This window comes from Actinopolymorpha sp. B9G3 (assembly GCF_040120725.1).
Classification (GTDB): Bacteria; Actinomycetota; Actinomycetes; order Propionibacteriales; family Actinopolymorphaceae; genus Thermasporomyces.
Genome location: NZ_JBEEAB010000005.1, coordinates 108647 through 128423 on the forward strand (window position 1 = coordinate 108647; position 19777 = coordinate 128423).

Here is a 19777-nt window from a genome sequence, read left to right on the forward strand (position 1 = left end):
GGATACACCGGCCCATCGATGTGCGGTCGATCCCTTACCACCAGACGGGAGACGGCGTACCCCGCCACCATCTCTGCAGGACACCCGCTCAGGCCGCCTCTTGCGCGCCTTGGGAGGGCCTACCTACCGCTTCTGGTCTGAGGTGCTGCTCTCGTGACTGCTGACCTCGCGGTGGCCGTTGTGTGCGTGCTCATGGTCATGCCCGGCCTCGAGCTCTGGCTTTGTCGGCTTCTGTACGACATCGCCGAAGTAGAAGCGGGACGCCCGGGCCCGGAGCCGCCGCAACCGATGGTTCGGCGCCTGGACGCCGTTGGCGTCCACGCCGTCGCCGACCTCGATCGGCTCCTGCCGTTCGTGGGAAGCGAGGACGAACGCGTCATCCTGGCTGACCGGCTTGTGCACCTCGATGAACTCGCCCGTCGGGAGCCGCATGATGATGCCAGCCTCCATGCCGTGCAGGAGTGTCTCCCGGTCGCGACGCTGTAGTCCGATGCAGATCCGCTTCGTCACGAGGAACGCGATCACCGGACCGATGAAGATGGCGAACCGCAGGAACCAGGTGATGTCATTGATCGCGATGTGGAAGGTGGTGGCGATGATGTCGTTTCCGCCACCGATCCAGAGCAGGCCGTAGAACGTGATCCCCGCGGCCCCGAAGGCGGTCCGTGTCGGCTGGTTCCGGGGCCGGTCCAGCACATGGTGCTCGCGGGCGTCGCCGGTCACCCAGCGTTCGATGAACGGATAGATCGCGAGGACGATCGCAAGCAGTCCCAACAGGCCGAAGCCCGGGATGAAAATGTTCCAGCTGATGGTGAACCCGGCGATGTGGGTCTCCCAGTTGGGCATGATCCGCAGGCCACCCTCGACCCACCCCATGTACCAGTCGGGTTGGGTGCCCGCCCCGACCTGGGACGGGTTGTAGGGCCCGTAGTTCCACACCGGGTTGAGCTGGAGCAGCGCGCCCATGAGGGCCGTGACGCCGAACACGATGAAGAAGAAGCCACCGGCCTTCGCCATGTAGACCGGCATCAGGGGGTAGCCGACAACGTTCTTGTTGGTCCGGCCCGGCCCGGGGTACTGCGTGTGCTTGTGGTAGACCACCAGCGCGATGTGCAGGGCGATGAGCGCGAGGATCAGCCCGGGGAGCAGCAGGATGTGGATGCCGTACAACCTCGGGATGATCGTGTCGCCGGGGAACTCACCACCGAACGTGAAGAACGACACGTACGTGCCGACCACCGGGATCGACCGGATCAGGCCCTCCACGAAGCGCAGCCCCGTGCCGGACAGCAGGTCGTCGGGGAGGGAGTAGCCGGTGAAGCCCTCGATCAGGCCAAGCTGCAGCAGGATGGTGCCGATCAGCCAGTTGATCTCCCGTGGTTTGCGGAAGGCACCGGTGAAGAACACCCGCAGCATGTGGACCGTCATCGCGGCGATGAACAGCATCGCCGCCCAGTGGTGGATCTGCCGCATCAGCAGGCCGCCGCGGACGTCGAACGAGATGTGGACGGTCGACGCGAACGCCTCGGACATGTGCACGCCCTGGAGCGGCCCGTAGGCGCCGTTGTAGACGACTTCCTGCATGCTCGGCTTGAACCACAGGGTGAGGAACGTGCCGGACAGCAGCAGGATGATGAAGCTGTAGAGGGCGATCTCGCCCAACAGGAACGACCAGTGATCCGGGAAGACCTTGCGGAGCTCCTTCTTGACCAGCTTCGCAAGCCCCACCCGCTCGTCGAGGAACTCCAGCGGTTTGCTGACCGCCTTGGGCGTCGTGCCGGTACTCATCCGCGCTCCCAGTAGCTCGGGCCGACGGGTTCGGTGAAGTCGCTCTGCGCCACGAGGTAGCCCTCGGAGTCGACCATGATCGGCAGCTGTGGCAGAGACCGGGCAGCCGGGCCGAAGACGACCTTTCCGCTGTCGGCAAGGTCGAACGTCGACTGGTGGCAAGGACACAGGACCTGGCGCGCCACCTGCTCGTAGAGGTTGATCGGGCAGCCGACGTGGGTGCAGACCTTGGAGTAGCAGAGGATGCCGTCGACGCTCCAGTCCCGTCGCCCAGGGAGCGTACGGAAGTCGCCCTCCTCCATCCGGACCAGGATCACCGCGGCCTTCGCCCGTGCGTTGTTGCGTTCGGAGCCCTCGGGCAGGTCTTCGAGGTTGGCCGGTACGGCGTTGACGAGTTGGCCGAGCTCGAGGTCCTCAGGGCGCAGCACCTTGTACGTCACGTCGTTGGCGATGCGGGTGCCTCGCCGCCAGATCGTGTGGGCGGACCGGCTTCCCGGCAGCGGCCCGAGGTCGCCGAGCAGGATGACCACCGGGAGGCCGAGAGCGGCCATCGCGCCGATCAGCGTACGCCGGATCATGGTGCGCCGGCCGATGCCGCTCTCCGCACCGCCCAGACGGACAGTCGCGATCGCTTCGGCGCGGTCCTCGTCGGAGGAGCGCGCGGGGTGCCGTTCCTCGACGATCTCGTGGCTGTCCATGAGCCGGCGGGCCCACTGGATCGCGCCGAGCCCGATCAGAAGCAGGGCGAGACCGAGCGTCATGCCGAGCGCGAGGTTGGACGCGCCGAACCCGAGGAACGCCGCCTGCTTGGGGACGACCAGGTACGCGACGACGAACGCGAGGACAAGCAGGGCCGCCAGGCCGAACATCGTCGCGATCTGGCGCTCGGCCCGGGTGGCGGCTGCTTCGTCGACGTCTGTGATGCGCGGCTCGTGCGGCGGAACCCCGGGGTTGGGGATCGGGTCGCCCTCGGCCCCAGCGCCGTCGGGCACCACGACCTCGCCGCGGGACTCGAGATCGCTGCTCATGTCGCCTGAGTTCCCCTTCACTTGGCCCTGCCATTGCTGCCGCTGGTGGCGCTCTTCGCGGCGATCCACACGGCGATGATGACGAGCGAACCGATCCCGACGAGCCAAGCCGCCAGACCCTCGGAAACGGGTCCCAGACCGCCGAGGCTGAAGCCGCCCCGGCTGGGTTCGTTCTCGACCGCCTCGAGGTAGCCGATGATCTTCTTCTTGTCCTCCGGCGTGATCACCGCGTCGGAGAACACCGGCATCTGAGCCGGCCCCGTGAGCATGGCTTCGTAGATGTGCCGCGAGGTCGATCCGTCGAGGCTGGGCGCGTTCTTGCCCCAGGTCAGGGCGCCACCCTTGCCGATGACGTTGTGGCAGGACGCGCAGTTGGTACGGAAGAGCTCGCCGCCCTCGGCCATCTCGGCATCGGAGAGGTCTTCGGTGGCGTACTCATCAGCGGCCGGAATGCCGGGACCCGGGCCGAGCGAGGCGACGTAGGCCGACAGCGCGGCGATCTCCTCGTCGTTGAAGACAGGCTTCTTCGCCGGCAGCTGCGGCCCAGGCTGCTGCGCCGGCATCCGACCGGTGCCGACCTGGAAGTCGACGGCGGCGGCACCCACACCTATGAGGGTAGGCGCTAGTTCGGTGCCCTCCGCATTGAGCCCGTGGCAAGACGAGCAGCTGACCGCGAAGAGCTTCCGCCCCTGCTCGATCTGCGTGGATTGGGCGGACTCCTCGGCGGCCTTCGACGACGGCGAGGCCACGGCGTAGAGCCCGCCGAAAAGCCCCAGCGCGAACAACACCACGACAATTCCGGCGAAGCGGTGCCGCCGCCTCGCTGACAGGGCGCTGCTGATCCGGGAGAACCCCCGCAGCCCGGCCTTCTCTGTCCGGGGACGACCCCGGACCCCAGCAGTACGTGCCCGGGAGCGACCCCGGAACCCCGCTCTATCTACCCGGGGACGACCCCGGACCCCAAAAGGCACCTCGGCCCGCTCCCTACTTGATGAGATAGATGGTGGCGAAGAGTCCGATCCACACGACGTCGACGAAGTGCCAGTAGTACGACACGACGATCGCGGTGACCGCCTGCTCGTGGGTGAACCGTCGGGCGAGGAACGTCCGGCCGAGTACCAGCAGGAACGCCAGCAGCCCGCCCGTGACGTGGAGCCCGTGGAAGCCCGTCGTGAGGTAGAAGACCGAGCCGTAGCCCGACGACGCCAGGGTCACGCCCTCGGCGATGAGCTCGGAGTATTCGTACACCTGACCACCGATGAAGAACGCGCCCATCAGGTAGGTGAGGACGAACCACTCCCGCAGGCCCCACTTGGCGGCGTTGAGAACACCGCCTTCGCGGCCCACCTGGCCGCGCTCGGCGGCGAAGACGCCCATCTGGCAGGTCACCGACGACAGCACCAGCACCGTCGTGTTGACGAACGCGAACGGGACGTTGAGTTTGGCCGTCTCCTGCGCCCACAGGTCGGGCGAAACCGCCCGGATCGTGAAGTATGAGGCGAAGAGAGCGGCGAAGAACATCAACTCGCTCGCGAGCCACACGATCGTCCCCACGCTGACCATCGAGGGCCGGTTGGGGAGGCCGTGAAAACGGCTCGCCGGCTCCAGGGTTGCTGTCGACACGTCGGCCATTATGTCGGTCTACGGGTGGCCGGGCGGGGCCACCCCCGAGCGCTCGCCCGTACGCCTGCACATGGGCTGCCTCGCGCCCGGGTGGGTCACCGTCCATGGTGCGGTTCCCTCCTGCCTCGTGCGGGAGCGCCGATCGCCTCTGCCCTGATGACCTGATGACGAGACAGGCGGCTGGTCCGTGACATGGGTCCAGGCGGAGATATGGGTCCGAGGTGGAATCAGGGCGTCGCGGGACACCCCAGGCCGACGGCCAGCGTGGATATCCGGCGCCGGGCGGCCACGTCGTGGGCGGTACGATCGCCGACAGCACGTACCTCGTCGCACATCCACGAGAGCATCCTTTGCGAGGACATCCCGATGAGCGCTGAAGCCACCTCGTCCCACGCCGGGTCGAGCGCACGGTCTGACCGGCGCTCGGTGCGCGTCCTGGTCTATTCCGACGACCGCAACACGCGCGACAAGGTGAGGTTCGGCATCGGCAAGCGGCCGGACCGCGATCTCCCGCCGGTCGAGTTCGTCGAGTGCGCCACCTACCAGGCGGTGCTCAAGACGCTGGACGCAGGGGGAGTCGACGTCGTGATCCTCGACGGCGAGGCCGTTCCGACGGGCGGGATGGGGTTGTCCCGGCAGCTGAAGGACGAGATCTTCCGCTGCCCGCCGATCCTGCTCCTGACCGGGCGTACGCAGGACGCATGGTTGGCCACCTGGTCGCGGGCCGACGCGGCGGTGCCGTACCCCCTCGACCCGCTGGCACTCTGCCGGGCCACAGTCGAGCTGGCCCGCAGGCGGCTCGCCACCCAGCCGGCGCACTGAGCCCCGGCGCTCCCACGGACTCCACGGAGGCTGCGATGGCGGATCAGCCCGACCTCACCTGGTCGCATGTGCTGAGCGCGCTCCTGCGCGGCGAGGACATCGGCGCCGAAGCGGCCTCGTGGGCGATGGGCGAGATCCTCTCCGGCGAGGTCACGCCAGTCCAGATCGCCGGGTTCATCGTCGCGATCCGGGTCAAGGGCGAGACGGTGGAGGAGCTCGACGGCCTGGTCCAGGCGATGTACTCCCATGCCACCAAGATCGACGTACCGGGCCGCACCCTCGACGTCGTCGGCACCGGTGGCGACGGCGCACACACCGTCAACATCTCCACGATGGCGGCCATCGTCGCGGCGGGCGCCGGTGCCCGGATCGTGAAGCACGGCAACCGCAGCGCGTCGTCGCTGTGTGGGGCGGCCGACCTCGTGGAGGCGCTCGGAGTGCCGCTCGATCTCGAGCCCAGCCGGGTCGCGGCGCTGGCCGAAGAGGCCGGCATCACGTTCTGCTTCGCCCCGCGCTTCCACCCCACGATGCGCCACGCCGCACTGACAAGGCGGGAGCTCGCCGTCCCCACGACCTTCAACGTCCTCGGGCCGATGTCCAATCCGGCCCGCCCGCGGGCTCAGGCGGTCGGTGTCGCCGACGCGAGGATGGCCGGGCTGATGGCCGGTGTGTTCGCGGCCAGGGGTGACGACGCGTTCGTGTTCAGAGGCGACGACGGCCTCGACGAGCTGACCACGACGACGACCTCGCGGGTGTGGGTCGTACAGAACGGCACGGTCGTCGAGGAGCGCTTCGACCCCGCCGATCTCGGACTCCCACCGGCCCCCGCGGGCGCACTGCGCGGTGGTGACGTCGCCCACAACACCCACGTGTGCCGGCAGTTGCTGGCGGGCGAGCGGGGTCCGGTGCGTGACGCGGTGCTTCTCAACGCCGGCGCTGCCCTCGCCGTCCACGACCCCTCCGACGCTGCCCTGGTCGACAGGATCAGGACGGGCTACGCACGAGCGGAGGACTCGGTGGACTCCGGCAGGGCGGCGGCCGCCCTCGACCGCTGGGTCGAGGCCGCGGCTACCTAGTCCCGGACGGGCTTCTCGCCCGTGCAGCCGGCCAAGTCGGTGATTCTGCGGGGCCCCGTCGATGATCTCGAGTGCTCAGCCGGTGATCTCGAGTGCTCAGTCGGTGATCTCGAGGGTGGCCATTGCCTTGCCCACATCGGTGCGTAGCTCCTGGTGGGTGTCGGGGATCGAGGCGAGGAAGATCCCTCCCGACCCACGGCCCAGGTCGACCACGACGAGGGTGACCGCCTCGCCGCGGGACTCGAGACCGTCGATCCGATAGGTGAAGTGCTGTTCGAGCAGGTACGCCGGACGGCCGTCGACCCTGAACGCCCTGCCGGAACGGGTCCGCTGGGCGACCTCCGCGCCGGTGAAGCCTTCGTCGGCGAACCAGTCCGAGGCGCTCTTGGCACTGCCTTCGAGGTCGTCGCGGTCGTACCACTCGCGGCTCGCGGCACCTGTCGCGAGCAGGGCGACCCAGTTGTCCCTGTCGTTGTACTCGCGCTCGGTCACCTGCGTCTGTGCCTGTCCGGCGGTGAGAATGTTCGCCGCGGCCGGGTCGGCGGTCCATGGTCGTGGCAGTGTTGTGAACTCCAACCGGGGCCCGCCGGGAACCTCGGTCGGATCCGGAACGGCGTCTGAGTCCGGCGTGGTTTCGTCGCCCGGTGCCACATCGCCGGGGGCAGGCGCTGGCGTGGCTGGACGGGAGGGACTCTGGGCCTGCGTGGCGGCCGGCGTGGCCCGCTCTGCCTCGTCACCGCCGCGGAAGAACGCAAGATACGTGACGCCCGCGGCAACGAGGGCGAGCGCGGCCAGGGCGGCGGTGAGGCGCCTGCCTCGGTCGGTCGACTCGAGGTCGGCGCTGAGGATCTCGGTGTCCGGGTCGGCACCGTCGCGGGGTCGGGCCGCGGCTCCGTCGTACGGCAGATATCCCGGGCCGGGAGCTCCTGGCGGTGGTGGCACTGCGCCCGGTGGTGCGAACCCAGGTGCGGGTATCCCGCCTGGTGGCGGGGATCCCGCGTCAGAGGTCAGAACGTCGGTCCAGCGCGTGCCGTCCCACCAACGGAACCCACCCGGCGTACCTGCGGGGTCGGCGTACCACCCTGGGCCCCTGGCCGTCATGGCTCCAAAGCTAGCCAGGGTCGGCAAGTCGACGCGTGATCAGTCTTCGGGGAGGCCCAGACTGAACGCGGCCTCGAGGTCGTGCTGGGAGTACGCACGGAACGCGATGTGGGTCTGCGTGGACAGGACGCCGGGTACCTTGTTGAGCCGGTCGGCCACCACATCGGCGATCTCGTCGTGCTGGCGGACGCGTACCAACGCGATGAGGTCGAGGTCGCCGGTCACGGAGTAGACCTCGCTCACTCCGTCGAGCGCGGCGATCCCTTCGGCCACCTCCGGGATCCGGTCGACATCTGCCTGGACGAACACGATCGCCGTGATCACGGTGTCTCCTTCGAAAGTGCGTCGTACCGGCCCGCATGAAGGGACCACTGATCCGAACCTATGGGATGCCGGGTCCCCATGCGCGAGGGGGAGGGCCGCCTACCGGGCGGGTTGGTGGGTGGTGCGTAGGTGCCTGGTGTCGTCGGACGGGACGCCGGTGTGCCCCGCGTACGCGGTGTCCAGCCATGCCGTGTGCCGCTGCGCCCCGTCGAGCGGGCAGCTCCACTCGCCGTCGAGCTCGACCAGCCGGATACCTGGCTGCTCCAGCCAGCGAAGGATGCGTTCGGTCTCCTCGACGGTAGCCGCGGGCGTGGGGGGCGGTGGCGGCTCGACGGTCTCGGCGGCGGAGGCGATGACGTCGATCGCCGCGCGCGCCGGCGTGCCCGGCGGGACGACGCCGGCGCTGGCGAGCCGTCCGTGGCGTACGACGTGGGCCTCCCAACCACCGTCGGCGGTGCGGAGAGCGGCGACGAGCTCGGGGCACCGGGCAAGCGCGCTCATGCGCTGGGTGCGGGCCGCAGCGCGCACGAATGCCGCCATCCGGTCGCGGTGCACGCTCGCCTCCTCGTACCTCGTCTGCGCGGCGAGCCGCTGGATCCGGCCGTTGACGGCCTCGATGACGTCGCGTGGGTCGGTGGCGATGGCAGCCTTGACCGCCTCGACGTGAGCCGCGTAGCCGGCGACGTCGACCTCGCCCACGCAGGGCGCGACGCAGCGGCCCATGTCGGCGAGTACGCAGGCCGAGCCGCCCCGGGGTGACCTGGACAGCTTCTGCGTGCACTGTCGGATCGGGAACGCCTCGTGCAGGGCCGCGACCGCCTGCTCGGCGACCTTGCGGGACCCGAACGGGCCGAGGTAGGTGGCCGAGTCGGCCTTGACGTCGCGGACGAGCGAAAGCCGAGGAAAGGGTTCGAGGGTGACCTTGAGCCAGCTGGCCCGCTCGGGGAACCGCGACCGGCGGTTGTAACGCGGCTTGTGCGCGGCGATGAGCCGGAGTTCACGGACCGCGGCCTCCAGCGACGTCGCGCACTCGATCGCGGTGACGTCGGTGGCGAGGCCGATCATCTCGCCGATCCGTGAACGCGTCTCGGAAGCGGTGAAGTAGCTGCGGACCCGGGTACGCAGGTCCTTCGACGTGCCGACGTAGAGCACCCGGCCATGGTCGTCGGTGAAGAGGTAGACGCCCGGAGCGTGGGGGAGCCGGTCGGCGAGGTACCGCTTGCGGCGCTGGGCTGGAGAGACCCGGGAGCTGAAGGTCGACAGCTCCTCGAGGGTCTGCACGCCGAGCGGCCCCAGGCGTTCGAAAAGTCCGTGCAGCACGTCGACGGTCGCGCGTGCGTCGGCGAGGGCCCGGTGGTTGGGCGTCGTCGCCGAACGGAAGTAGCGCGCGAGCGTGCTGAGCTTGCAGTTGGGCGTGTCGTCGCGGGTGAGGACCCGGCGGGCGAGGCGAGCGGTGTCCACGACGTCGAACGACGGCCACCAGAACCCGTGCCGGGTCGCGGCAGCGCGCAGGAACCCGACGTCGAACGGCGCGTTGTGGGCCACGAGGACACAGCCCTGCGCGAACTCGAGGAACGCCGGCAGCGCCTGGTCGACCGCGGGAGCGTCAGCGACCATCGCGTCGGTGATCCCGGTGAGGACGGCGATGAACGGCGGGATCGACCCGCCGGGGTTGACGAGGGTCTGGAACTCCCCGAGCACCTCGCCTGTCCTGACCTTGACCGCACCGATCTCTGTGATCTCGGAGCTGTCGGGTGCCCCGCCGGTCGTCTCGAGGTCGACAACGCAGAACGTCAGGTCGCGTAGCGGCGTGCCCAGTTCGTCGAAGCTCGCCTGCACCCCGACGGGTACCCGCGACTGGGTGCCCTGACCGGGCACCGCTCGGGTCGTCGAGGCGCCGCTGGTCGTTGGCTCGCTCGTCGGCTGGGCGGTCATGGCGGCGACGCTACGGGCGCACACCGACAGGATGGCCGTACGACGCGCCGCGTATGGGCATTCTGTCCGCACCCGCCCACCCGTCGGCCGAGCTCGACCGGCATATCCACCGCGGCCCTGCTTCGGCGCGCCAAGCCGCGCTCCTACGATCAGCGGGATGGACACCGCCGCCGACGCCGCGCAGCCCGACGACGACCACGGCGACCACGGCGACCACGGCGACCACGGCGACCGGGACCGGTCCGTGGCGGATGTGGCGGTGTTCGAGCAGCAGCGCTCACGAGTGTTCGGTCTGGCGTACCGCCTCCTCGGATCCGCGGCGGACGCGGAGGACATGGTCCAGGAGACCTTCCTGCGTTGGCTCGCAGCCGATCCGGGCACCGTCTCGGTACCCGAGGCCTGGCTGACCCGCGTGGTCACCAACCTCTGCCTGAACCGGCTCACCTCGGCCCGGGTCCAGCGCGAGCGCTATGTCGGGCCGTGGCTACCCGAACCGGTCCTCACCGGAGAAGGTGCCCTCGGTCCGATGGACACGGTGGAGCAACGGGAGTCGGTGTCGTTCGGTGTCCTGCTGCTCCTGGAGCGGTTGACGCCGCCCGAGCGGGCGGTCTTCGTCCTCAGGGCGGCGTTCGGGCACAGCCACCGGGAGATCGCCGCCGTCCTCGACATCGGCGAGGCGCACGCGCGCCAGTTGTACCACCGCGCGCGGGGACACGTCGGCGGCCACCGGCGGCGCTTCGCGGCGGATGCCGACGAACAGAGCCGGCTGGTCGAGCGCTTCTTCGCGGCCGCCGTCGATGGTGACATCGCCGGTCTCGAGCGACTGCTCGCCGAGGACGTCGTCTCGTGGGCCGACGGCGGCGGCCAGGTCACGGCCGCCCGCCGGCCGGTCAGTGGAAGGGATCGGGTCGTGCGCTACCTACTCGGCGTCGGCAGGCGACCCGAGGCGGCCGCAGCGAGGGTGGAGTTCCGCGAGGTCAACGCGACGGCCAGCGTCGTGATCCGACTCGACGGGTCCCCGGCCGCGGTCCTGGTGCCCGAGATCCGTGACGGGCGTGTCGCCGCCGTCCGCATCGTCGTCAGTCCCGCCAAGCTGGCCTTCGTCTCCGCGCAGCTGGCGTGAGGCCTGAGGATGTGAACATCCTCACGCCCTCCCGCTGTCACGGACTGGCCGGCTCGCCGGTTCAAGAGGCGCCCACCTCGAGGAGACGCATGACGCATCACATAGTGGTCCTGGGCGCCGGCTACGCGGGTCTCGCCGCCGCCACGGGCCTCGCCCGCCTGGTCCGCGGCACCGGTACGGGGGACGACGTCAAGGTGACGCTCGTCAACGCGACCGACCGGTTCGTCGAGCGGGTACGCCTGCACCAGGTCGCCACGGGCCAGCAACTGCCGGACCTGCCGCTGCCGGGCCTGCTCTCCGGCACCGGCGTCGATCTGGTCGTCGCACGGGTGAGCGCGGTCGACGTCGAACGTCGGCGGGTCCGCGTGGACGCGGCACCGGGCTCCCTCGCCTATGACACGCTCGTCTGCGCGTGGGGCAGTGGGGCGGACGTCGACAGCGTGCCGGGCGTCCGCGTGCATGCGTACACCCTCGCCGAGGCGGGCCAGGCCGAGCGCCTGCACGCCTGTGTGCGGGCGGTCCCGTCAGGAGGAGTCGTCGCAGTCGTCGGCGGCGGGCTCACCGGCATCGAGGCGGCCACCGAACTCGCCGAGGCGCACCCGCGACTCCGGGTCGAGCTGGTGACGGGGGAGCGGGTGGGTGGCTGGCTCTCCAAACGTGCCCGGCGTCACCTCCGCCGGGCGTTCGTCCGGATGGGGATCGGTGTCCACGAGGGTGCGCGCGTCACCGAGGTCGACGCCGGCGGGCTGCGGCTCGGTGACGGGGCGTTCCGCGGCGCCGCCGCGTGCGTCTGGGCCGCCGGGTTCCGCGTGCCCACCCTTGCCCGCGCCGCAGGGCTCGCAGTCGACGGGCGCGGCCGGATGCTCGTCGACAACACCCTGCGGTCGCTGTCGCATCCGGACGTGTACGGCATCGGCGACGTGGCGGCGGCTCCCACGCCAGACGGTTCGGAGAGCCGCATGTCGTGCCAGACCAGCCTGCCGATGGGGAGGTACGTCGCCGGTTCGATTGCGGCCACGCTCGAGGGGAGCGCGCCTAAACCGATCCGGATCCGCTACGTGTGGCAGAACATCAGCCTCGGCCGGCGTGACGGGGTGACGCAGTTCACGGGGCCGGACGACAGTCCGACCGGTGCGGTTCTCACCGGGCGGGTGTCCGCCGCGTTCAAAGAGGCCGTCACGCGTGGCACGGTCGTCGCACTCCGGCATCCCCGCCGGGACATCGGCCGGCGCGGTCACTGGCGGCGCCGGTCCTCATCCGACGGGATGTGGCCGCCGTCGCCGGACTCCGACGTCAGGCGTGGGTGATGCGGATCTTCGACTGTCCGTGCCGGCGTTTCTCCCAGTCGGCCATGAAGCGCGCCTTCAGGCCGTGGCGTTCGGCAAGCGTCACGAGCGTCTCGGTGCGGTAGTAGAAGTCCTCGCGGAGGACGTGGTGTTCCTCACCCTCGGTCCGGTCGAAGGTGAAGTCGAAGAAGCCGTTCGGTGCAAGGACCCGGCCGACGTGCGCGAAGCACTCCTCGATGACGTGGAGCGGGGAGTGCGAGAACACGCTGTGGGCGTGGACGACGTCGAAGTACGCATCCGGCAGGAAGGCGAAACGCAGGTCCCGCACCGGCGTCAGATGGGGAAGCTTGTCCCGCAGGCCGTAGCTCACCAACGTCTCCTGCGCGGCGACGAGGATGTCGGGGGAGATGTCGATGCCGTAGTAGTTGCCCGCGTCGAGGTAGTCGATGAAGAGCCGGCCTGCCCGCAGGTTGCCGCAGCCGATCTCGAGCATCCGGTGGTCGGGCTTGAACCCGTGCTCCACGAGGTAGTCGAACTGCATCTTTCCGAGTGCGAGCCAGCGGGCGTGTGACTTGCTGCCGACCGCGGCCTCGGCGCTGCGGGTGGCGTCGGACCGCATCACCCCGCGGTAGTAGGTCACGTGGTCGCGGCTACGCAGCCGCAGGATCAGGTCACGGGCCAGCCGGCGGGCGTACCCCGGCACCTTTGTCGGGTTTTGTACGGCATAGCGCACCTGGTAGAGCACGCTCGCGCGGTTCTTGGTCGTCACGCAGCCGAAGTTAACCACGCGGCGCGGACCGCTGCGTCGTCACATGGGCCATGTCGACGTTTCCGCGAGACGGTGCTTCCAGAGCGTGACGCCCGCGCCATCGGGATCCCAGCGATGGCAGAAGTCGAGCAGTTCGCGACAGCGGGCGATCATGGCCGCCTGTCGGGTGGCCCAGCCAGGCACGTCGCCGCCGTACGCCGAGAAGAACGCGTCGAGCAGGGGTACCCGGTCGGGCTGATGCGTACGCACGATCCACTCGCACCAGGCGAGGTCCTCGATCGGGTCGCCGGCGTGGGAGAACTCCCAGTCCAGGATCGCCGTCACCACAAACGTCTCCGGGTCGAACAGCAGGTTGTTGGGACCGTAGTCGCCGTGGACCAGAGGTCCCGGGACGACCTCGTGGAGGCGGCGGAGCGTGTCGCCGCAGGCGGCGAGGACAGCCGTCGCCGTGGCGCTGTCGACGTCTGGAGCCAGCAGCTCCTGCCCATGGACGCCCGGGAGGTGGCCCACTCGGACGGAAGTCGCGTCGCCGTCGATCAGGGGTGGTACGGGCAGCAGACCCGCGAGCCTTGTCAGCGCCGTGCGTTCCCGGTCTCGGCGCAGGTCGGCGTCAGGACCTGCGTACGTCTTCACCACGACCATGCCCTCGACACGGGTGAAGTTCGTGTAGCCGTGCGGTAGGCGCACGGGGTTCTGCTCCCCTGATCCCACCCCGGGCATTCTGCCTGGCCGATCTCGCCCTGGTGGAGGAGGCCGAAACCGCAGTGCGCTGGTCGGTGCTCTGTGGAACGCCAATTACGCTCGCAGCCGTGAGTACGGGACCAGCCGAGCCGGCAGGGTCGGGCGAAGGTGACCTGTCCCGGCCCTTGCCGGAACAGGTGCGCCAGCGCGTCGTCCTTCTCGCCTCCGACGCGCTCGGTGTGCTCCCCGCCGCTGCCGTACCTGCCTCGCTACGACCGTTCGCCCGCTTCAAGCCCGAACGCCGGGTCCGCCTGGCGGCGACACCGATCGCGGCCGCAGTCGATGCCGATCCGGCGTTCCGCGAACGTGTCGCCGCCCGCATCACCGAGGCTGTCCCGGACCTGGCGTCTGCGTTGCGCGAGGGACGCCGGCCCGGCGCCGTCGATCCGCTGGAGGCGGCCGCCGCGGCCTACCTGCTGCGCCCGGCCGGCTGGGCGGCGATCGTCGAGGAGGTCATCGACCATCTCGAACAGGAGAGCGCGACCCAGGCCGGGGAGCGGGAGGCCGGTCTTGCCGCCCGACTGCGCGACCAGCTCGCCGCGACACAGGCGAGTGCCCGCCAGGACCGGGAGCGCCTGCGGGCCGAGCTGGCGGCGCTGAAGGAGGAGAACACGACTCTGCGTCGTACGCTCCGGCACACCCGTGACCGGGTGAAGGAGGCCGAGGCGGAGGCGACGCGCAGCGCCGAACTCGCCGCGGAGGCGCGTGAACGGGCGACCGCGGACGTGGCGCGGATGGATGCGGAGGCCCGGCGGCTCCGGTCCCGGCTGGCGGAGGCGGAGTCGGCAGTCGAGTCGGCGCGGCGTACCAGCAGAGAGGATCGCGACCTGGCCGATGCTCGGCTCCGGCTGCTCCTCGACACCCTGGTCGACGCGGCGCAGGGGCTTCGCCGTGAGCTCGCCCTCCCACCACTGCGTTCCCGACCCGCCGACGCGGTGGCGGCCGCGACACCGGCGGCTGGCGGGCAGCTCGCGGGACCGGAGGACGTCGTACCACTCGAGTCGCTGCTGGCACTGCCTCAGGTGCACGTCATCGTCGACGGCTACAACGTGACCAAGACGGCCTGGCCGGCGCTGCCGCTCCAGACCCAGCGGACGAGGCTTCTCACGGCGCTCGGCGGCATCGTCGCCCAGACGGGTGCCGAGGTCACGTGCGTCTTCGACGGGGCGACGCTCGACACCCCACCTCAGCTGGCGGTGCCGCGCGGTGTGCGGGTGAGGTTCAGCCCGGCCGGGGTCACTGCCGATGACGTCATCCGTCAGCTCGCCGCCGCCGAGCCGGAAGGACGTCCCGTCGTCGTGGTGTCGAGTGACCGCGAGATCGCGGACGGCGTGCGGCGGAGCGGAGCCCGACCGGTGCGCGCCGACGCGTTGGTTCGTCTGCTCCAGCGGTGAGCCGGCGGTGAGCCGGCAGGACTGTCGGCGGGCGTGTCTAGCGTCGGTGTCATCGCGTGCGTGCCATGTCAGCGTGGCCGCTCACCAGGCATGACGGAGGACCGATGGACATCGACTGTGACCGTTGCACGATGCGAGGTCGAGGCTGCCACGACTGTGTGGTCACCGTGCTCCTCGGCGGCCCGCCGACCGAGACCGAGCGACCTCGCACGGGTACCGGCCTGCCTGACGGTGCGCTGTCGGTTGCCGGCCTGGCCGGTCTCGACGTGGGCCTGGCAGACGTCGACCTCGACGAAGCTGACCGGACGGCGTTGCGGGTGCTGGCCGATTCCGGCTTGGTGCCACCACTGCCGCGGAGCGCCACCATGGCCGTCACCGGTGATCGGGACCGTCGTCGCGCCTGACGGTGAGTGAGTGACAACATTATGCTGATCTTGTTACTCAATGTGATTGCCCTTACGCAGCGTGCTTCCGCGCGTCTTTTCTCATCCTGACAGCGACACGCCGCCGCGATTTGAAAGATCACGGACCGATCACTAAAGTCGCGCGCCAAGTGTCTGTCCGCTTTGAGCTGACCAGCCCGGTCGGCGCAGATGCTTCGCTTAGTCCCTGTTGGGCATGTATCTGACAGGGAACCGGGGACCCACCATGTACCCGGGGTGAATCGGAGTGCTCGGCCGCACACCAAGCAGCTGAGACCTTCGTAGGGCGACTTCCCGGCCCGAACCCGTCAGCTCACCCGGTAGGCGTCTGAGGAAGGAAGGGGCATCGCTTCTCGTGTCGAATCGCCGCAAGCGTCCCTCAGGGCGTGCGCTGCTCGCTCTCGGCACCGCCACCGCGGCCGTCATCGCGACGGTTCCCGGCTCCAGCTACGCCGAGCCTGCGCCCAGCATCAGCGAGGTCCGTGAGCAGGTCGCACAGCTGTACGAAGAAGCGGAGAAGGTCACCGAGGAGGCCAACGCGCTCGGCGACCAGATGAAGGTCATCGACCGTCGGGTCCGCGCGCTCAACGCCGATGTCTCCCGCCAGCAGAAGCGACTCAACGGACTTCGCGGCGACATCGGCCAGTTCGCCGCCGCCGAATACCGCACGGGTGGTCTCGACACCACCGTGCAACTTCTCGTGGCTGACGACCCCGACGAGTTCCTCGCCCAGATGAGCACCGCGAAGGCCTTCGCCGGCCAGCAGGGCGATCGGCTCCGCCAGCTCCAATCCGAGCAGAAGCGACTCGCCGAGCGGCAGGCGGCCCGGCAGGCCGAGCTCACCCGCTTCCGCGAAGCCAAGGAAGCAGCCAACTCCCGCCGCAAGATCGCCTCCAGCAAGGCAGCCAAGGCACAGTCCCTCCTCGACCGGCTCACCGCCGAGGAGCGCGAACGCCTCGCGGCCGCGGAGGAGCGCGAACGACTCGCCGACCGGTCCTCCCGAGGTGGCGACCGGATTCCCCCTCCGCCACCCGGTGGCACCCGCGGCGCCACCGCCCTCGCCTACGCCCGTCAGCAGGTCGGGGAAACCTACGTCTTCGGTGGCGACGGCCCCGACACCTGGGACTGCTCCGGGCTGACGATGGTCGCGTGGGAACAGGCCGGTGTCTCCCTCCCCCACTCGTCCCGGGAGCAATACGCCGTCTCGGCCAAGATTTCCCGTTCGGAGTTGCAGCCGGGCGATCTCGTCATCTACTACAGCGACATGCACCATGTGGCGATCTATGCCGGCGACGGCATGATTCTGCACGCGTCGAACCCCAGTGATGGCGTGAAGTACAGCGACATGGACGAAATGCCGTACGCCGGCGCGGTCCGGCCAGGTTAGTGACGGTCCGCACCACGTCGAACTCCGTCGACACGGCCTTGTGCCTGCCCATTCCCACGGAAGGGGTGGGGCCCAATTCCGTACGATGCGAGGGTGGCTGATGATCCTTCGCGGCACGCACGCAGGGTGGCCTCGACCCCTGGACGGGCCTTCGTCCAGTACTTCGTCGCTTTGGTTTGCGGCGGTCTGCTCGTGCTGGCTGTTTTTGTCACGGGCAGGTTTCTCCTCACCGGCGTCGCGATCCCGTCGGCAGCGACCGTTCGTTCGATCGAGGCGACACCCCGCGCGGAGGCCACCGACTCCGGTGTACCCACCGTTTCCAGTCGGGCCGGCAACCTCGCGGCCGCGAGGTACGACGTCGCCAGGGACCTGCTCCGCCGGCAGTCCGCCGCCTTGCGCAGCAGGGACAGGTCCGCCTATCTCGCCACGATCGACCCCCGCTCGCCCGACTACGCGAAGGTCGCGGCACGTACCTTCGACAATCTCGTCCGCATGGGTGCGAAGAACTTCCGGTTCGGCAGTCCCGCGGAGGATCCCGGTGCACTCACCCCCGAACGCCGGCGGGCGCTCGGGACGAGGGCGTGGGTCTCGGAGGTCGACACGACGTTCACCCTCACCGGTGCCGACCGCGAGCCGTGGACGTCGACGCTTCGCATGGTGTTCGTCGAACGGCAGGGGCGGACCTACGTCGCGGGTGACCGCGAGGGCGAGTCGTCGTCGGGTCCCACGCCGCTGTGGTTGACCGACAAGGTGACGGTCGTCCGTGGCGAGCACAGCCTGCTCATCGGCGTCGAGTCCAGGACCCGCCTCGAGCGCTACGCACGCACCGCTGACGAGGCCGTACCGCGAGTGACCAGGGTGTGGGGCGAGGACTGGGCACAGTACGTCGTCGTGATCGCACCCTCCACCCAGGTCCAGATGGAACGCGTCGTGGGCGTCGACGCGGAGAGCCAGGGCGCGGTCGCCGCCGTCACCACGTCCGTCGGTCGCACCTCGCCGACGGAGGCGTCGCACATCGTCATCAACCCCGCCACGTTCGACAAGATCGGCTCCCTCGGCAGGCTTGTCGTCCTCACGCACGAGACCACCCATGTCGCGGCGCAGGCGACGGTCAGCCACATGCCGGTCTGGTTGTCCGAAGGCTTCGCCGACTACGTGGGCTTCAACGAGGCCGGACTGTCCACGGCGGTCATCGCGCAGGAGTTCCTGTCCGAGGTGCGCGAGTCCGACGCACCCGACGATCTGCCGAGCACGTCCGACTTCGACCCGCGGGCGGACGAGCTCGACCAGGCGTACGAGGCCGCGTGGACGGCGTGCAGCTACATCGCCCAGCAGTGGGGCGAGGAGAAGCTGGTGGACTTCTACCAGGCGATGGACGGCATCACGACGAAGGCGGACGAGGAACGCGTCTATCGGAGCGTCCTGAACACCACGGAGGAGCGGTTCGTGGCTGGCTGGCGAGAGCACGTCCAGGTCACGAGTGTCGGCGGCTGAACGGCGAGCGGGCCAGACCGTCGCGGGGACGACGTGGAGGCAGGGGGAACGGCGGGTTAGGGAGAACGGCGACTTCGGGGGACGGGTCTGAGGATCCGGTGACACGGGGGAAGCATGCGCAGTGGGGGGATCGCACGACGGCCTGCCCTGATTGTGGCGGTGGTGCTGTGGGGATGTCTCGCGGTGGCCATCGCCCTGGCGACGCCGTGGCAGCCGTCCGGAGACGTAGTCGCGGCCTCGTCCTCGCCGCACGAGGTGGTGGCGGAGGACTTCACCTCGGGCGAGGTGGCGATCGGCAGCTGGCTCTCGCGGTCCGTGCGGTTGCCGGGCTACCTCATCACCGCGGCCGGCATGGTCACGGCGATGGTGCTGGGCTTCACCTCACTCGGTGCACGCCTGAGTGCGCGCGCCTTCCCGCGGGTGCGCGGGTGGTGCGCGCGGGTCGTCCTGGGTGCCCTGGTCGTGACCCTGGTGATCCGACTGGCGGTGGTGCCGTTCGAGGTCTGGCTGGAGGTGGCACGGCGTCGGTCGGGCGTGTCGACGCAGAGCTGGTGGGCGTGGGGTGCTGACCTGCTCGTCGGGTTCGTGGTGACGAGTACGGTCACGGCGGTTCTGCTCGTCGCTCTCGTGGGGCTGGCCCGCTGGTTTCCCCGCTGGTGGTGGGCACCCGCCGCGGCGGTGGCGACAGCGGCGGTTGTGCTGGGTTCGTACGTCTATCCGACGGTCGTCGAACCGCTCTACAACCGCTTCACGCCGATGGCGGACGGGCCGCTGCGCACCTCGCTGCTCCAGCTCGCCGAGCGCGACGGCGTGCGGGTGAGCGAGGTGTTCGTCGCCGATGCGTCAAGGCGTACGACGCGGCTCAATGCGTACGTCTCCGGGTTCGGGAGTACCTGGCATCTCGTCATCTACGACACGCTGCTCGTGGGGGCGCCGCCGGCACACGTCCGCCGGATCGTCGCCCACGAACTCGGCCACGCCAAGCGGCACGACGTCCTGCGTGGGACGCTCGTCGGGGCACTCGCTGTCGGATCCGCGGTCATCACTCTCGCGTTGGCTCTGGACAGTCGCCGGATCGGGCGGCGTGCGGGGGTGTCGTCGGTGACGGACCCGCGCGTGGTGGCGCTGGTGCTGGCGTTCGTGGCGGCGGGGACGCTGGTCGCCGCGCCGGTACAGAACCTCGTGTCACGGCGGATCGAGACGGCAGCGGACCTCCATGCCCTCGACCTCACCCGGGACCCGGCCGGATACGCCGAGACCCAGCGTTGGCTCGCGGTCACCAACCGCAGTGAGCTGCAGCCGAGTCCTCTCGTCACCGGCCTCTTCGCCACCCATCCGACGCCGCCGGAACGGATCGCGCTCGTGCGCTGGTGGGCGGCCAGGCAGGGTGCGCCGCCGGTTCCCGCCCTGGTCGCCGGTGAGGGATTGCCTGGCGGGTGATCTGTCCGGATAGGGTCGGTGGAC

Annotated in this window: 18 protein-coding genes and 1 riboswitch; of the genes, 9 read left to right on the forward strand and 9 right to left on the reverse strand. The window is 69.8% G+C overall.

Annotation, left to right across the window (positions count from 1 at the left end; genetic code table 11):
* Nucleotides 1-123: 123 nt before the first annotated feature.
* The 4 genes from qcrB to ctaE form a co-directional block, all read right to left on the reverse strand.
* Complete coding sequence (gene qcrB, locus ABNF93_RS11125; RefSeq protein WP_349327860.1) at nucleotides 124-1788, reverse strand: cytochrome bc1 complex cytochrome b subunit; 1665 nt, start codon at nucleotides 1786-1788, stop codon at nucleotides 124-126.
* Nucleotides 1785-2816 (reverse strand): cytochrome bc1 complex Rieske iron-sulfur subunit, encoded by a 1032-nt coding sequence (qcrA, locus tag ABNF93_RS11130; RefSeq protein ID WP_349327861.1) that lies wholly within the window; start codon nucleotides 2814-2816, stop codon nucleotides 1785-1787. The genes qcrB and qcrA overlap by 4 nt, the downstream gene beginning before the upstream one ends.
* Before the next feature lie 17 nt (nucleotides 2817-2833).
* Nucleotides 2834-3658, reverse strand: coding sequence for a cytochrome bc1 complex diheme cytochrome c subunit (qcrC, locus tag ABNF93_RS11135; RefSeq protein WP_349328115.1), 825 nt, complete (start codon nucleotides 3656-3658; stop codon nucleotides 2834-2836).
* 142 nt (nucleotides 3659-3800) lie between these two features.
* On the reverse strand, nucleotides 3801-4448 hold the full coding sequence (gene ctaE, locus ABNF93_RS11140) for an aa3-type cytochrome oxidase subunit III (RefSeq protein WP_502877576.1): 648 nt from the start codon (nucleotides 4446-4448) through the stop codon (nucleotides 3801-3803).
* A 357-nt stretch (nucleotides 4449-4805) separates the two neighbouring features.
* On the opposite strand from ctaE, the gene ABNF93_RS11145 reads away from it, so the two are divergent.
* Together ABNF93_RS11145 and trpD are read left to right on the forward strand one after the other, a co-directional pair.
* A complete protein-coding gene (locus ABNF93_RS11145; protein ID WP_349327862.1) occupies nucleotides 4806-5261 on the forward strand; it encodes a response regulator in 456 nt (151 codons plus the stop codon).
* A 35-nt stretch (nucleotides 5262-5296) separates the two neighbouring features.
* Nucleotides 5297-6337, forward strand: a complete 1041-nt coding sequence (trpD, locus tag ABNF93_RS11150; protein WP_349327863.1) for an anthranilate phosphoribosyltransferase — start codon at nucleotides 5297-5299, stop codon at nucleotides 6335-6337.
* 96 nt (nucleotides 6338-6433) lie between these two features.
* Here the strand turns inward: trpD and ABNF93_RS11155 are convergent, their stop codons facing one another.
* From ABNF93_RS11155 to ABNF93_RS11165, 3 genes are all read right to left on the reverse strand, one after another.
* A complete protein-coding gene (locus ABNF93_RS11155) occupies nucleotides 6434-7438 on the reverse strand; it encodes a DUF2510 domain-containing protein (RefSeq protein WP_349327864.1) in 1005 nt (334 codons plus the stop codon).
* A gap of 39 nt (nucleotides 7439-7477) precedes the next feature.
* Entirely contained in the window at nucleotides 7478-7762 is a 285-nt protein-coding gene (locus ABNF93_RS11160) for an Lrp/AsnC family transcriptional regulator (RefSeq protein WP_349327865.1), read from the reverse strand.
* 99 nt (nucleotides 7763-7861) lie between these two features.
* On the reverse strand, nucleotides 7862-9697 hold the full coding sequence (locus tag ABNF93_RS11165; RefSeq protein WP_349327866.1) for a DEDD exonuclease domain-containing protein: 1836 nt from the start codon (nucleotides 9695-9697) through the stop codon (nucleotides 7862-7864).
* A gap of 157 nt (nucleotides 9698-9854) precedes the next feature.
* Between ABNF93_RS11165 and ABNF93_RS11170 the strand changes: the two genes are divergently transcribed.
* Both ABNF93_RS11170 and ABNF93_RS11175 read left to right on the forward strand, forming a co-directional pair.
* Entirely contained in the window at nucleotides 9855-10820 is a 966-nt protein-coding gene (locus tag ABNF93_RS11170; protein WP_349327867.1) for an RNA polymerase sigma-70 factor, read from the forward strand.
* A gap of 89 nt (nucleotides 10821-10909) precedes the next feature.
* Nucleotides 10910-12127, forward strand: a complete 1218-nt coding sequence (locus ABNF93_RS11175; RefSeq protein ID WP_349327868.1) for an NAD(P)/FAD-dependent oxidoreductase — start codon at nucleotides 10910-10912, stop codon at nucleotides 12125-12127.
* Here ABNF93_RS11175 and ABNF93_RS11180 read toward each other — a convergent pair.
* Nucleotides 12114-12875, reverse strand: a complete 762-nt coding sequence (locus ABNF93_RS11180; RefSeq protein ID WP_349327869.1) for a class I SAM-dependent methyltransferase — start codon at nucleotides 12873-12875, stop codon at nucleotides 12114-12116. The genes ABNF93_RS11175 and ABNF93_RS11180 overlap by 14 nt on opposite strands.
* A gap of 39 nt (nucleotides 12876-12914) precedes the next feature.
* Nucleotides 12915-13586, reverse strand: a complete 672-nt coding sequence (locus tag ABNF93_RS11185; RefSeq protein WP_349327870.1) for a phosphotransferase family protein — start codon at nucleotides 13584-13586, stop codon at nucleotides 12915-12917.
* Between the two features lie 98 nt (nucleotides 13587-13684).
* Here ABNF93_RS11185 and ABNF93_RS11190 point away from each other — a divergent pair, with 98 nt between their 5' ends.
* From ABNF93_RS11190 to ABNF93_RS11210, 5 genes are all read left to right on the forward strand, one after another.
* Nucleotides 13685-15010, forward strand: coding sequence for an NYN domain-containing protein (locus tag ABNF93_RS11190; RefSeq protein WP_349327871.1), 1326 nt, complete (start codon nucleotides 13685-13687; stop codon nucleotides 15008-15010).
* Between the two features lie 131 nt (nucleotides 15011-15141).
* The gene (locus ABNF93_RS11195) at nucleotides 15142-15414 is read left to right on the forward strand and encodes a hypothetical protein (protein WP_349327872.1); all 273 of its coding nucleotides are present in this window, start codon (nucleotides 15142-15144) and stop codon (nucleotides 15412-15414) included.
* A 185-nt stretch (nucleotides 15415-15599) separates the two neighbouring features.
* A riboswitch (cyclic di-AMP (ydaO/yuaA leader) is annotated at nucleotides 15600-15774 on the forward strand.
* Nucleotides 15775-15787: 13 nt separating this feature from the next.
* The gene (locus tag ABNF93_RS11200; protein ID WP_349327873.1) at nucleotides 15788-16819 is read left to right on the forward strand and encodes a C40 family peptidase; all 1032 of its coding nucleotides are present in this window, start codon (nucleotides 15788-15790) and stop codon (nucleotides 16817-16819) included.
* A 93-nt stretch (nucleotides 16820-16912) separates the two neighbouring features.
* Nucleotides 16913-18313, forward strand: coding sequence for a gluzincin family metallopeptidase (locus tag ABNF93_RS11205; RefSeq protein ID WP_349327874.1), 1401 nt, complete (start codon nucleotides 16913-16915; stop codon nucleotides 18311-18313).
* A gap of 183 nt (nucleotides 18314-18496) precedes the next feature.
* Nucleotides 18497-19753, forward strand: a complete 1257-nt coding sequence (locus ABNF93_RS11210) for a M48 family metallopeptidase (RefSeq protein WP_349327875.1) — start codon at nucleotides 18497-18499, stop codon at nucleotides 19751-19753.
* Nucleotides 19754-19777: the final 24 nt, after the last annotated feature.